Origin of the sequence: Micromonospora sp. NPDC047753 (genome assembly GCF_040642735.1) — a bacterium.
Classification (GTDB): Bacteria; Actinomycetota; Actinomycetes; order Mycobacteriales; family Micromonosporaceae; genus Micromonospora.
On record NZ_JBEYSL010000152.1, the window covers coordinates 1 to 13688 of the forward strand.

Genomic DNA, 13688 nt, shown 5'->3' on the forward strand with positions numbered 1-13688 from the left:
TCCGATCTGGCCGCTTCCCCTTCGGGGCCCGTGCTGGCCGCTTCCCCTTCGGGGCCCGTGCTGGCCGCTTCCCCTTCGGGGCCCGTGCTGGCCGCTTCCCCTTCGGGGAAGTGACACGCGGTGGCCTGGTTGCCGCCGTCACGCGGGATCAGCGCGGGCTCCTCGGTGGCGCAGATGTCCTGCGCCTTCCAGCACCGGGTGCGGAACCGACAACCCGACGGCGGGTCCAGCGGGGTGGGCACGTCACCGGTCAGCCGGATCCGCCCCGCCGGGCCGAGCTGGGTGACGTCCGGGATCGCCGAGAGCAACGCCCGGGTGTACGGGTGCTGTGGGCGCTCGTAGATGTCCGCCCGGTCGCCGATCTCGACGATCCGACCCAGGTACATGACCGCGACCCGCTGGCAGAAGTGCCGGACCACGGCCAGGTCGTGCGCGATGAACACGAAGGCCAGGCCAAGATCGCGTTGCAGGTCGCGCAGCAGGTTGACGACCTGCGCCTGGATCGAGACGTCCAGCGCGCTCACCGGCTCGTCAGCGACGATCAGCTTCGGCCGCAGGGCCAGCGCGCGGGCGATGCCGATGCGCTGGCGTTGACCACCGGAGAACTCGTGCGGGTACCGGTTGTAGTGCTCCGGGTTCAGCCCGACCAGCTCCAGCAACTCCTGGACACGGGCCTTGATGCCACCCGGCGGCTTGATTCCGTTGACCTGTAGCGGCATCGCCACGATCCGGCCCACCGTGTGCCGGGGGTTCAGCGACGCGTACGGGTCCTGGAAGATGATCTGGAGTTCCTGGCGCAGCGGGCGCAACTCCCGGCGGCCGGCGTGCGTGATGTCCCGCCCGTCGAACTCGATGCTGCCGCTCGTCGGTTCCAGCAGCCGCACCAGCATCCGACCGGTGGTGGTCTTGCCGCAGCCCGACTCCCCCACCAGGCCGAGCGTCTCGCCCGGGCGCACGTCGAAGTCGAGCCCGTCGACCGCCCGCACCAGACCGGTGGAGCGCAGCCCCTGGCGTACCGGGAAGTGCTTGCTCAGGCCGCGTACCCGCAGCAGTGGTTCATCGGTCATCTCCACAGTCCTCTGTTCGGGACTGCGGTACTCCGCTGCGCTACGTTCCTCGCCCTCACACAGCCACCCCCACTCGTGCGATGTCCTCGGCGTAGAACGCGGCGCGCTCCTCCGCGCTCAGGTGACAGGCGACCAGGTGGCCATCGGCCCCGGCTGGGCGCAGCTCGGGCACCTCGGTGCGGGAGCGGCTGCCGGCGCGGTCCGCGTACCGGCAGCGCGGGTGGAACGCGCAGCCCGACGGCAGGTTGATCAGGCTGGGCGGGTTGCCGGGGATGGGCACCAGGTCCGCGTCCGCGTCGCCGTGCAGCGACGGCACGCTGGAGAGCAACCCCCAGGTGTACGGATGCTGCGGCGCACGGAGCACCTGCTCGACGCTGCCCCGCTCGACGGCCCGCCCGCCGTACATGACCAGCACGTCGTCGGCGACCTGGCCGACCACGCCGAGGTCGTGGGTGATCAGGATGATCGCGGAGTGGAACTCGGCCTGGAGGTCGGCGAGCAGGTCCAGGATCTGCGCCTGCACTGTGACGTCCAACGCGGTGGTCGGCTCGTCGGCGATCAGCAGCGCCGGGTCGTTGACCAGGGACATCGCGATCATCGCCCGCTGGCGCATGCCGCCGGAGAACTCGTGGGCGTACTGGTCGAAGCGACGCGCCGGCTGCGGGATGCCGACCCGGTCCAGCATGTCGACAGCACGCTGGCGGGCCTCGCGCCGGTTGGCCTTCGGGTGGTGCACCCGGTACGCCTCGGCGATCTGCCGGCCCACCGTGTAGTACGGGTGCAGAGCCGACAGTGGATCCTGGAAGATCATCGCCATGTCCCGGCCGCGCAGCCGGCGTACCTCCTCGTCGGCGAGGCCGACCACCTGCCGGCCACCCAGGGAGATCTCCCCGGTGATGGTGGTCCGTTTCGGGTCGTGCAGGCCGAGAATCGCCAGCGAGGTGACGCTCTTGCCGGAGCCGGACTCACCCACGATGCCGAGGGTGCGGCCCCGCTCGACGGCGAACGACACCCCGTCGACAGCGCGCACCACGCCGTCCTCGGTGTCGAACCGGACCCGAAGATCACGCACCCGCAGGTAGGCGTCCTGGTCGGAGCGCTGCGCCGGCACGGCGGGACGGTCGTCCGGGTCCCCGGACGGCGAGGGTTCCGAGCTGTCCACGGCCACCTCCCTCAGTGACGAAGAGAACTTACAGCAAAGTCCCGAGGGTGAAAATAAGCTACGAAGTCGGCACGTGTCAGCGGGCCCGAGCGTAACGAGTCGGCATCGGCCCCGCACCCCCGTCACCTCGCCATCCACGCCCATTCATGGCCATGGACGCACGTGAAGTGCGACGATTGGCGGAGCAGCCAGCAGAGGATGCCCGTGGCACGAGGCGGAGGTGACGATGACCGCGGCGGTGTTCAACCACGAAGGCCCGTGGACCGAAGAGGAGTACCTCGCCCTCGGCGAGACGCAGCAACGCGTCGAACTCTTCGACGGGAGCCTTCACGTGACCCCAGCCCCCACCCCCCGGCACCAAAACATCTCGGGCGAACTACGCGCGATTCTGCGAGGCCCGGTTCGCGAAGCCGGCCTGCACGTTCTGGAAGCGGTGAACGTCCGGCTCAGGCCGGGTCGGATTCCGATCCCCGATCTCGTCATCACCAGCCCGATCGACTTCGACGAGCTCAACGTCGAGGCGAGTGACGTGCGGCTGGTGTGCGAAATCATCTCGCCGAGCAACGCGTCCACCGACAAAGTCCTCAAGATGCACTACTACGCCGCCGCCGGCATCGAGTGGTATCTCCTGGTCGAGCAGGACAGCGGCACTGTGCATCTGTACCGGCGGCGGGGCGGTCACTACACCGAGCAGTCCGTGACCAGACCGGGAGAGGTGTTGGAGCTGACTGAGCCGGTGAAGGCCACCATCCGGCCGGAGGAACTGCTCCCCTGACGGGTGTCGGTCCGCTGGCCTAGGGTCGGTCCATGACCGAGTTCGACGCGGCCGCCGCCGCCGTCCAGGCCGCCCTCGACGCGGGCGCCCGGTACGCCGACGCCCGGGTGATGCACCGCCGCTACGAGTCGATGACCGCGCGCAACGGTGACGTGGAGGAACTGACCCAGGACGAGAGCATCGGGCTCGGGGTCAGAGCGCTGGTCGGGGCGAGTTGGGGCTTCCACGCCGTACCCGATCTGTCGGACGCCGCCGCCCGCGACGCCGGCCGGCGCGCGACGCGGACCGCCATGGCGAGCGCGCGGGTGCCGGGCCCTTCGGTCGACCTGATGCCGGTCCAGGCTGTCACCGCGAGCTGGGCCTCCGGCTGCCAGATCGACCCGCTCGGGGTGCCGCTGTCCGACAAGGGCGATCTGCTGGTCGACGCGACCCGCACGATGGCCGAGCACGGCGCGGACCTGGCCGAGGGCCTGTACCAGATCTGGGACACCGCGAAGTGGTTCGTCTCCAGCGAGGGCCACCGGATCGACCAGCGCATCCGCGAGTGCGGCGGCGGCATCTCGGCCACCTCGATCGGCGACGGCGAGACGCAGCGCCGCTCCTGGCCGAGCTACCGCGGGCAGTACGGCACCACCGGGTGGGAGCTGGTCGAGTCGCTGGACCTGGCCGCGCACGCCGCGCAGATCGCCGAGGAGTCCCGGGCGCTGCTCACCGCGCCGGCCTGCCCGGCCGGCGAGACAGACCTGATCCTCGGCGGTGAGCAGTTGGCCCTGCAGATCCACGAGTCGGTCGGTCACGCCATCGAACTGGACCGGATCCTGGGCTGGGAGGCGGCCTTCGCCGGCACGTCCTGGCTGGACCTGGCCCAGCTCGGCTCGCTGCGTTACGGCTCGGAGCTGATGAACATCACCATCGACCCGACGATCCCGGGTGCGCTGGGCAGCTTCGGTTTCGACGACGAGGGCTCCCCGGCGGTCAAACGGGACGCGGTCCGGGACGGCCGCTGGGTGGGCGTGCTCGCCGGCCGGGACTCCGCAGCCATGGCCAGCCTCGACTACGGCGGCAGCGTACGGGCCGACGGGTGGGCCCGGCTGCCGATGGTGCGGATGACCAACGTCGGCCTGGAACCCGGCCCGCACACGCTGGAGGAGATCATCGCGGCCACCGACGACGGCGTGTTGATGGACCTCAACCGGTCCTGGTCGATCGACGACAAGCGGCTCAACTTCCAGTTCGGGTGCGAGGTCGGCTGGGAGATCAAGAAGGGGCGGCGGGGGCGGATGCTGCGCAACCCCACGTACACCGGGATCGGCCCCCTGTTCTGGCGCTCGATGGACATGCTCTCCAGCGAGACGGTCTCCTGGGGCACGCCCAACTGCGGTAAGGGCCAGCCCGGCCAGATCGGGCACACCGGCCACCCGGCCGCGCCGGCCCGGTTCCGCAACGTCCGCGTGGGGGTGTCAGCGTGAGCGCGAGGAGTGAGCCGGGTTTGCGAGCCCCGCAGTCGCGAACGAAAGGTGGCTCAGCGTGAGCGCGAGGAGCGAGGTCGAGCTGGCGGGGCAGGTGGTGGAGCTGGTTCGGCGTCTTGGCGGTCCGGCCGCGCAGGCCGAGGCGGTGGTGACGCGGGCGGACCTGGCGCTGACCCGGTTCGCCAACTCGGGCATCCACCAGAACGTCTCCGAGTCCACCGTCGGGGTCCGGCTCCGGGTGCACGTCGACGGTCGGACGGCTGCCGGTGGCGGGAGCGTGGTCACCGCCGACGGGTTGTCCGGTCTGGTGGAGCGCACCCTGGCCGCGGCGCGGCTCTGCCCGCCCGACCCGGGCTGGCCAGGGCTTACCCTGCCCATGCCCACGCCGGACGCCCCGCCCGTCGACGAGGCCACCGCGCACGCTGAGCCGGATCAGCGGGCCGATCGGGTGCGGGCGTTCGTGGCCGCCGCCGGGGGCCTCAGCACCGCCGGTTACTGCCGCACCGCGCACCGCTCGTCGGCGTTCGCCAACTCGGCCGGGCACTCGGCGTACGGCCGCTCGGTGGAGGCGGCGATGGACGGCATCGCCCGCCTCGATGGCGCCGACGGGGTGGCCCGGCGCAGCGCCGACCGGCTGTCCGACCTCGACGGCGCCGAGTTGGGCGCGCAGGCGGCCGCGAAGGTGCGGGCGGCGGCCGACCCGGTCGAGCTGCCGCCGGGGCACTACGAGGTGGTGTTCGAGCCGGCCGCGGTGGCGGACCTCCTGCAGAACCTGTCGTTCTTCGGCTTCAACGGCAAGCGGTACGCCGAGCGGCAGTCGTTCGCCGAGCCGGGCGCGGCCCAGTTCGACAGGGCGGTGACAGTGGTGGACGACCCGCTGGGCGGGTCCGGGTTGCCGTTCGACGCGGAGGGCACCGGCCGACGGGCGCTGACGCTCGTCGAGGCGGGCACCACCCGTGCGGTGGCGCACGATCGCCGGACCGCTGCCGAGGCGGGCGCGGAGTCCACCGGGCACGCGGTCGCTGGGGGTGCAACCTGGGGCCCGATGCCCCGCAACCTGCGGCTGACCGGCGCGGTGGCGGGTCCGGCCAGTGCAGTGGGCCGGAGCACCACCGGCGCGGCGGCCGGGGCGGTCGGCGACGCGGACACCGCCGCGTTGGTGGCCGGTGTACGCCGAGGGCTGCTGGTCACCGATCTCTGGTACACCCGGGTGCTCGACCCGAAGAGCCTCGTCGTCACCGGCTTGACCCGCAACGGCGTCTGGCTGATCGAGGACGGCACTGTCGTCCGGGCGGTCCGTGACCTGCGGTTCACCGAGTCGTACCCGCGGGCGCTCGGGCCGGGGGCGGTGCTCGGGCTCGGCGCGCGGGCGGTGCGCCAACCGGACCGGGTGGACGGTGCCTGGTGGGCGGCGCCGTCGCTGCGGCTGGCGTCGTGGCACTTCACCGGAGGTGCCTCCGGCTGAGCGTGGCGACGAGGCGCGGCAAATCTGCGTACCCGGGGGCTTTTCCGCAGGCCAGACACACGGGACACTCCCTTGCGCGGACGGCTCGCGGAGATCGGCGTAACGTGTGTCACTTAGCTGCGTCGGTCGATCCGGCGTGGTCGTTGGTGTGCGCATGACGTGGCAGCGGGTGCGGGTTCGCCGGTCCGCGTGCCGACCGGAGAGAGACCAGCCCGCCCGTACGGGCCCGTCGAGGAGACGACTCGAATGACTTCAACGGCAACGAGGCCGAAGGGGGCGCGGGCGCGCGCCGCCATCGCGGCGAAGACGTTGCGTACCGACCGATGGTGGTTCGCCCCGCTGATCACCGTGATCGGGCTCAGCGCCTGGGTCGCGTACGCGACGGTCCGGGTCTTCATGCACAAGTGGTACTGGGTGGACCAGTTCCACTACCTGACCCCGTTCTACTCCCCGTGCGTGACCGACCGGTGTGTCGAGGAAGCCTCGCACTTCGGCCGGTTCCTGCCCGGCTGGTGGATCATCCCGGACGCCGCGCTGACCCTGCCGTTCCTGCTGCTGTTCCGGCTCACCTGCTACTACTACCGCAAGGCGTACTACCGGTCGTTCTGGCTGTCGCCGCCGGCCTGCGCGGTCCCGGACGGGCACAAGGAGTACGGCGGTGAGACCCGTTTCCCGCTGCTCGGGCAGAACCTGCACCGCTACTTCTTCTACGCCGCCGCGATCATCTCGCTGATCAACACCTGGGACGCGATTCTCGCCTTCCACTCGCCGAAGGGCTTCGGCTTCGGGCTGGGCAACATCATCCTGCTGCTCAACGTGGTGATGCTCTGGGCGTACACGATCTCCTGCCACTCCTGCCGGCACATCATCGGCGGCCGGCTCAAGCACTTCTCCAAGCACCCGGTGCGGTACAAGGCCTGGACCTTCGTCTCGGCGTTGAACGTCCGGCACATGCAGCTCGCCTGGATCACCCTCGGCACCCTGGCGCTGGCCGACTTCTACATCATGGCGCTCGCTGCCGGCTGGTTCTCCGACCTGCGGTTCATCAACTAAAGGGCCCCTGACATGACCACAACCACTCGCATCGAACGACACCACTACGACGTCGTCGTCATCGGGGCCGGCGGCGCCGGTCTGCGCGCGGCGATCGAGGCCCGGCTGGCCGGCAAGAAGACCGCGATCATCTCCAAGTCGCTGTTCGGCAAGGCGCACACGGTGATGGCCGAGGGCGGCGCCGCCGCCGCGATGGGCAATGTGAACAGCCGGGACAACTGGCAGGTGCACTTCCGCGACACCATGCGCGGCGGCAAGTTCCTCAACAACTTCCGGATGGCCGAGCTGCACGCGAAGGAGTCGCCGCAGCGGATCTGGGAGCTGGAGACGTACGGTGCGCTCTTCGACCGCACCAAGGACGGCAAGATCTCGCAGCGCAACTTCGGTGGCCACGAGTACCCGCGCCTGGCGCACGTTGGTGACCGGACCGGGTTGGAGCTGATCCGCACCCTCCAGCAGAAGATCGTCTCGCTTCAGCAGGAGGACCAGCGGGAGTTCGGCTCGTACGACGCCCGGATCAGGGTGTTCTCCGAGACGACCATCACCGAGCTGCTGCTCGACGGTGACCGGGTGGCCGGCGCGTTCGGCTACTACCGCGAGTCGGGCGAGTTCATCCTCTTCGAGGCGCCGGCGGTCGTGCTGGCCACCGGCGGCGTCGGGCGCTCCTACAAGGTCACCTCGAACTCCTGGGAGTACACCGGGGACGGGCACGCGCTGGCGCTGCGCGCCGGGGCGACGCTGATCAACATGGAGTTCCTCCAGTTCCACCCGACCGGCATGGTCTGGCCGCCCTCGGTGAAGGGCATCCTGGTCACCGAGTCGGTGCGCGGTGACGGCGGCGTCCTGAAGAACTCCGACGGCAAGCGGTTCATGTTCGACTACGTCCCCGACGTCTTCCGCAAGCAGTACGCGGAGACCGAGGAGGAGGCGGACCGCTGGTACACCGACCCGGACAACAACAGGCGCCCGCCGGAGCTGCTGCCGCGCGACGAGGTGGCCCGGGCCATCAACAGCGAGGTCAAGGCCGGCCGGGGTTCCCCCGCCGGTGGCGTCTTCCTGGACATCGCGAGCCGACGTTCGGCCGACGAGATCCGCCGCCGGCTGCCGTCGATGTACCACCAGTTCAAGGAGCTGGCCGACGTCGACATCACGGCCGAACCGATGGAGGTCGGCCCGACCTGCCACTACGTGATGGGCGGCGTTGAGGTCGACCCGGATTCGGGTGCGGCCTTCGGCCACGTACGCGGGCTGTTCGCCGCCGGTGAGGTCTCCGGTGGCATGCACGGCTCCAACCGCCTCGGTGGTAACTCACTGTCCGACCTGTTGGTCTTCGGCAAGCGGGCGGGCGGGCACGCGGCCAGCTACGCCGACGGGCTGACCGCCCGACCGAAGGTGGCCGTGAACGAGGTCGAGGCGGCCGTGGAGACCGCCCTCGCGCCGCTGCAACGGGACACCGGCGAGAACCCGTACACCCTTCAGCAGGACCTCCAGGCGGTGATGGGGGATCTGGTGGGCATCATCCGCCGGGAGGGTGAGCTGGCCGACGCGCTGGTCCGGCTCGCCGAGCTGCGTGAGCGGGTGGCCAAGGTGAGCGCGGCCGGCGGCCGACGCTACAACCCGGGCTGGCACCTGGCCCTGGACCTGCGCAACATGCTGGTGGTCTCGGAGTGCACCGCGAAGGCGGCGCTGGAGCGGCAGGAGTCGCGCGGCGGGCACACCCGGGAGGACTACCCGACGATGGAGCCGAAGTGGCGGCAGGTCAACCTGGTCTGCGCGCTGGACGGCGACACCGTGCAGCTGACCCGCAAGCCGCTGCCGAAGATGCGGTCGGAGCTGATCGGCCTCTTCGACCGGGCCGAGCTGGCCAAGTACCTCACCGACGAGGAGCTCGCCGACTTCGACGCCCTCGTTGACGACGCTGGAGAGGCGGACAACCGATGAGCGCGAAGCGTCAGTTCCGGATCTGGCGGGGCGACGAGAGCGGCGGCGACCTCCAGGACTACATGGTGGAGGTGAACGAGGGCGAGGTCGTCCTCGACGTCATCCACCGTCTGCAGGCCACCGATGCGCCCGACCTGGCCTGCCGGTGGAACTGCAAGGCCGGCAAGTGCGGCTCCTGCTCGATGGAGATCAACGGCAAGCCGCGGCTGGGTTGCATGACGCGGATGTCGACCTTCGGCGACGACGAGACCGTCACGGTCACCCCGCTGCGCACCTTCCCCGTCATCCGGGACCTGGTCACCGACGTCTCGTTCAACTACGAGAAGGCACGGGAGACCCCGGCGTTCGCCCCTCCGACAGACGTGGCTCCGGGCGACTACCGGATGCAGCAGGTCGACGTGGAGCGCTCGCAGGAGTTCCGTAAGTGCATCGAGTGCTTCCTGTGCCAGACGGTCTGCCACGTGATCCGCGATCACGAGGAGAACAAGCAGGCGTTCTCCGGCCCGCGGTACTTCATCCGGGCGGCCGAGCTGGACATGCACCCGTTGGACGCCCGGACCGACCGCAAGGAGTACGCGCAGGCCGAACAGGGCCTCGGCTTCTGCAACATCACCAAGTGCTGCACCGAGGTCTGCCCCGAGCACATCAAGATCACTGACAACGGGATCATCCCCATGAAGGAACGGGTCGTCGACCGCAGGTACGATCCCCTTGTGTGGCTTGGTAGCAAGATCTTCCGTCGGGGCGAGACGCCCCAGACCAGCGTGACCACCGCCCGTCCGGGCTCGGCGACGCCGGGCTCCGCCCGGGGTGGGGTGCACTCGCACGCGGGTGGCTCCCACGACTCGCAGGCTGAGGCGCAGGCGCAGAGCGGCGTCAACTGGCACCGGGAGGTGCCCCACCCGACCGCTCCGGCGGTCGACGACCGGGGCAAGCTGCCGCTGACCGAGCTCACCTTCGACCGGGCCGCCGCGCCGTCTCCGTTCGGCGACGACGTGACCTTCCCGCTGCCTCCGGAGCACCTCAACTTCGCTCACCCGGAGCAGGACAACAAGCACTGACCACCTGAACAACAACGGGGGCCGTGGCAGCTGCCACGGCCCCCGTCCCACTTTCCGGCCCCCGGCCCCCGGCCCGGCCCGGCCCGGCCCGGCCCGGTGATCATGAAGTTATTGCCCTCCTGCGCGGCGTGTCATGGCAATAACTTCATGATCAACGAGGGTTGCGCAGGAGGAGGGGGCGGAGGGCGGCCACGATGGGGGCGTCGGCGGGGAGCCAGGTGACCGAGTCCAGTTCGTCGGCCGTGAGCCAGCGGAGCGCCTCGTGCTCCAGCGCCTGTGGCTGGTCGCCGCCGAGCAGGCGGGCCGCGTACACCTTGAGCACCGAGCGGCCGTGCGCCATCCGTACGTTGCGACCGACCCGGTCGCCGATCTCGACGCGTACGGCCAGTTCCTCGGCGCACTCCCGGATCAACGCGTCGGTTTCGGCCTCCCCCGGCTCGACCTTTCCGCCCGGAAACTCCCACATGCCCGCCACCTCGGGTGGGGCGGAACGCGCACAGGCGAGCACCCGCCCATCCCGGATGATCGCCGCACCGACGATCACCTTCAGGTCCCGTCGTTCGGCCTGCCCGCCATCATTCGCCCGTTCGGTCCGCACGGGCGTCCAGGGTGCCAGATCAATCGGCGGTTTGGGTACCGTAGCCGTCCGCTAGGCCAGCAAGACACGGAAGTGTGGGCGTGGACACCCCCTCCGAGCAGCGGGAGACTAGGGGGCACCGACAAGACACGGGATGGCGACGATTTGGCCACAAGCCGGCAACGGCGCTTGGGGGGTGCGGTGATGCGCGTGCTGTTCAACAGCAGGGCCAAGCACGACTACCTTTCCGACGCGTTGACCTTGCTATCTGGTTGGACGCGCGAGGGCGAGCAGATCCGACGGACGCTCGTGATCGACGATACCCAACACGCCGCACTAACTGAACGGGTCAAGGTCGTCGCGGATGCGCTGCATCTGCGGCCCGAGATCAGCCGCCGGGCCGACAGCACCCAGATCCGGGTCGGGCACGGCAGCGGCGAGCCGCTGACCGAGGGCGAGGTGCTGTTGGCCGCCCGCATCGAGGACGCCTACCGGGCGGTCACCGAGGCCTGACGACCGTCTCCGCATCCGACCCGGCGTCCTGCGGGTACCAGCGCAGCTCCACCGAGTTGCCGTCCGGGTCCCGCACGTAGATCGAGGTCGCCGAACCGCGCGCGCCGAACCGGCTGACCGGCCCGGTCAGCACTGTGAAGACCTTCGACTCGATCACCTGCGTCCAGTTCAGTGGAGCCACCACGAGGCAGAAGTGGTCGACGTTCGCGCCCTGCGGCTCACCGCGGACGAGGTCGATGATGCTGTCGGGGCTGATCCGCACCGACGGGAACGGGACGGTGCCCGCACGCCACTCGTCGACCCGTACCGGTGCCAGCCCGAGCCCGTCGCAGTAGAAGCTCAGGGACCGTTCCACGTCGGCGACGGTCAGCACCAGGTGGTCGAAACCGGTTACCCGCACCGCGCTCACGCCGGCCGGGTAGTCGTCAATGCTCATGTCGGAGCCTTTCGTTCGGTCTTCGCTGCCGCGTTCACGATCCCCGGACGAGGAGCGCCGACCAAGACCTGATGCCGCTACGATCGTTGCCCACAGGTCAACGATGGGATTGTTGTGCTGGAGCGGTACGAGATCGCGACGTTCCTGACCCTCGCGGACGAACTGCACTTCGGCCGGACCGCCGAGCGGTTGACCGTCAGCACCGGCCGGGTCAGCCACATCGTGAAGAAGCTGGAGCGCCAGATCGGCGCACCGCTGTTCGCCCGCACCAGTCGGGTCGTCCGGCTCACCCCGATCGGCCGACAGTTGGCCGACGAGTTGGCCCCGCTGGTGGCAGGCATGGACGAGGCCGTCCGCCGCGCGGCCGACGCCGCCCGAGGCGTGACCGGGACGCTGCGGGTGGCGTTCCTCGGCGAGTGGACCGCGCCGGTACTGCTCCGGGCGGTGGCCCTGTTCGGTGAACGGCACCCCGACTGTCGGGTGGAAATGCACGAGGCGCAGTTGTCCACCACCCGGTCCGGGCTGCTCGACGGCTCGACGGACGTGTTGATCGCCTCGTACCCGTTCGACGGCATGGCCACCGGCCCGGCGCTGCTCTGCGAGGACCGGGTGCTCGCGGTGGCGGCGGGTCACCCGCTCAGCCGGGAACGGTCGGTGTCGGTGGAGGTGCTCGCCGACCACCCCGTGGTGCAGTACCCGACAGTGACCTCGGTGGAGTTCAAGCGGGACCGCACCCCGGAGCGCACCCCGTCCGGACGGGCGGTGCCGAGGGGGCCCGCCGGGAACACGTTCTCCGAGATGCTGTCCCTGGTCGCGCTGGGCCGGGGAGTCCTGCCGGTGGGCGAGCACACGAGGCGCTACTACCCGCGCCCCGACGTGGCGTATGTGCCCATCCACGACGCGCCACCGATCGAACGAGGGCCGGTCTGGCTGCCCAGCAACACCACCACCCGGGTACGCGAGTTCGTCCGTGCCGCGACCGACGCGAACCCCCGGTGAGGCACGCCGAGTTCCGCCACCACCGGCTGGTCCAGGTGTACGACGCCGAGTGCCGGTGGGGGCCGGACGACGACTTCTTCCGGACGGTGGTCGACGAGACCCCGGCCGTCCGGGTGCTCGACCTCGGCTGCGGCACCGGCCGGCTGACCGTTGCCCTCGCCACCGCCGGCCACACCGTCACCGGGGTGGACCCGGCCGGCGCGTCCCTGGCCGCCGCTCGCGCCAGGCCGGGTGGCGATCGGGTGACCTGGATCGAGGGCACCTCGGCGCTACTGCCGGAGCGGGCGTTCGACGTGGCGGTGCTGACCAGCCACGTCGCGCAGTTCTTCGTGGACGATGCGGAGTGGGCGCGTACCCTCGCCGACCTGGCCCGGGCGCTCGTGCCCGGCGGCCGGCTGGTGTTCGACGCCCGCGACCCGGCGGACCGTCGCTGGGAGCGGTGGAACCCGGTGGATTCGCAGCGGGTGGTCACGCTGCCCGACGGCGAGGTCCGCGCGTGGACCAAGGTCACCGGGGTACGCGACGGAGTGGTCGACTTCACCCACCACTACCACTTCGACGACGGGGAAGAACTGCTCAGCTCGGCGACCCTGCGCTTCCGCACCGAGGCCGAGTTGCGCGCCTCGTTGACCAGGGCGGGCTTCATCGTGGACCGGGTTCACGGGGGCTGGCACGGCGAGCCCGTCGGGCTCGGTGACGGCGAGTTCGTGGTCGTCGCCCGGGTGGGCGCGTTGGCGTCGGTTTCCTAACCTGGGGCACATGGCGAACATCGCGTACGACCGCAAGGAGCAGGTCCAGCAGATCGAGAGTGGCCTCCTCGAAGGCGAGCAGATCATCGCCGTCTACGACGCCGTCGGCACCGGTACCGGGTTCATCGGGCTGACCGACCGGCGCGTGATCATCCAGGACCGCTCGTTCGTCGGCAAGCGGTTCGCGATCACGAGCATCCCGTACTCGAAGATCACCAGCGTGAGCGTGGTCAGCAACAAGTCGTGGGGTGGCTCGTTCTTTTCCACCGGCGCCATCGCCATCCACGTCGGTACGCACACCTACGAGGTGGAGTTCCGTGGCGCGCAGAAGAGCCACCACGTGCACAACGTGATCCTGCACCACATCTCCTGACCACACGTCGCGTCGTGGGCCCGGCTGGCGTAATTGCCTTGCCGGGCC

General features: G+C 70.3%; 14 protein-coding genes. 10 read left to right on the top strand and 4 right to left on the bottom strand.

Annotated features, from left to right (window positions below):
* Together ABZ749_RS15300 and ABZ749_RS15305 are read right to left on the bottom strand one after the other, a co-directional pair.
* Positions 1-1067 (bottom strand): dipeptide ABC transporter ATP-binding protein (locus ABZ749_RS15300; protein WP_357227933.1); only part of this gene is annotated, 1067 nt, incomplete at its 3' end.
* Positions 1068-1122: 55 nt separating this feature from the next.
* Positions 1123-2178, bottom strand: coding sequence for an ABC transporter ATP-binding protein (locus ABZ749_RS15305; RefSeq protein WP_357227955.1), 1056 nt, complete (start codon positions 2176-2178; stop codon positions 1123-1125).
* Positions 2179-2455: 277 nt separating this feature from the next.
* Here ABZ749_RS15305 and ABZ749_RS15310 point away from each other — a divergent pair, with 277 nt between their 5' ends.
* From ABZ749_RS15310 to ABZ749_RS15335, 6 genes are all read left to right on the top strand, one after another.
* On the top strand, positions 2456-3004 hold the full coding sequence (locus tag ABZ749_RS15310) for a Uma2 family endonuclease (RefSeq protein WP_357227935.1): 549 nt from the start codon (positions 2456-2458) through the stop codon (positions 3002-3004).
* Between the two features lie 32 nt (positions 3005-3036).
* Positions 3037-4473 (top strand): TldD/PmbA family protein, encoded by a 1437-nt coding sequence (locus tag ABZ749_RS15315; RefSeq protein ID WP_357227938.1) that lies wholly within the window; start codon positions 3037-3039, stop codon positions 4471-4473.
* Between the two features lie 82 nt (positions 4474-4555).
* Positions 4556-5938: a metallopeptidase TldD-related protein gene (locus ABZ749_RS15320; RefSeq protein WP_357227958.1), complete on the top strand. Its 1383-nt coding sequence runs from the start codon at positions 4556-4558 to the stop codon at positions 5936-5938.
* Positions 5939-6184: 246 nt separating this feature from the next.
* On the top strand, positions 6185-6991 hold the full coding sequence (locus ABZ749_RS15325; RefSeq protein WP_124859396.1) for a hypothetical protein: 807 nt from the start codon (positions 6185-6187) through the stop codon (positions 6989-6991).
* Between the two features lie 12 nt (positions 6992-7003).
* Positions 7004-8932 (top strand): fumarate reductase/succinate dehydrogenase flavoprotein subunit, encoded by a 1929-nt coding sequence (locus ABZ749_RS15330; protein WP_357207963.1) that lies wholly within the window; start codon positions 7004-7006, stop codon positions 8930-8932.
* Positions 8929-9993, top strand: coding sequence for a succinate dehydrogenase/fumarate reductase iron-sulfur subunit (locus ABZ749_RS15335; RefSeq protein ID WP_357227941.1), 1065 nt, complete (start codon positions 8929-8931; stop codon positions 9991-9993). The genes ABZ749_RS15330 and ABZ749_RS15335 overlap by 4 nt, the downstream gene beginning before the upstream one ends.
* A gap of 151 nt (positions 9994-10144) precedes the next feature.
* On the opposite strand, the gene ABZ749_RS15340 is transcribed toward ABZ749_RS15335, so the two are convergent.
* Positions 10145-10591, bottom strand: coding sequence for a (deoxy)nucleoside triphosphate pyrophosphohydrolase (locus ABZ749_RS15340; protein WP_357227944.1), 447 nt, complete (start codon positions 10589-10591; stop codon positions 10145-10147).
* 183 nt (positions 10592-10774) lie between these two features.
* Between ABZ749_RS15340 and ABZ749_RS15345 the strand changes: the two genes are divergently transcribed.
* Entirely contained in the window at positions 10775-11083 is a 309-nt protein-coding gene (locus ABZ749_RS15345; RefSeq protein ID WP_112604995.1) for a 4a-hydroxytetrahydrobiopterin dehydratase, read from the top strand.
* Here ABZ749_RS15345 and ABZ749_RS15350 read toward each other — a convergent pair.
* Complete coding sequence (locus tag ABZ749_RS15350) at positions 11070-11519, bottom strand: VOC family protein (protein ID WP_357227946.1); 450 nt, start codon at positions 11517-11519, stop codon at positions 11070-11072. The two genes, ABZ749_RS15345 and ABZ749_RS15350, sit on opposite strands and share 14 nt — an antisense overlap.
* A 114-nt stretch (positions 11520-11633) precedes the next feature.
* Here ABZ749_RS15350 and ABZ749_RS15355 point away from each other — a divergent pair, with 114 nt between their 5' ends.
* From ABZ749_RS15355 to ABZ749_RS15365, 3 genes are read left to right on the top strand one after another with little or no spacing between them, the layout of a single operon-like run.
* Positions 11634-12518 (top strand): LysR family transcriptional regulator, encoded by an 885-nt coding sequence (locus ABZ749_RS15355; protein WP_357227949.1) that lies wholly within the window; start codon positions 11634-11636, stop codon positions 12516-12518.
* On the top strand, positions 12515-13267 hold the full coding sequence (locus ABZ749_RS15360; protein ID WP_357227952.1) for a class I SAM-dependent methyltransferase: 753 nt from the start codon (positions 12515-12517) through the stop codon (positions 13265-13267). The genes ABZ749_RS15355 and ABZ749_RS15360 overlap by 4 nt, the downstream gene beginning before the upstream one ends.
* 10 nt (positions 13268-13277) lie before the next feature.
* The gene (locus tag ABZ749_RS15365; RefSeq protein WP_030337500.1) at positions 13278-13640 is read left to right on the top strand and encodes a PH domain-containing protein; all 363 of its coding nucleotides are present in this window, start codon (positions 13278-13280) and stop codon (positions 13638-13640) included.
* Positions 13641-13688 lie beyond the last annotated feature (48 nt).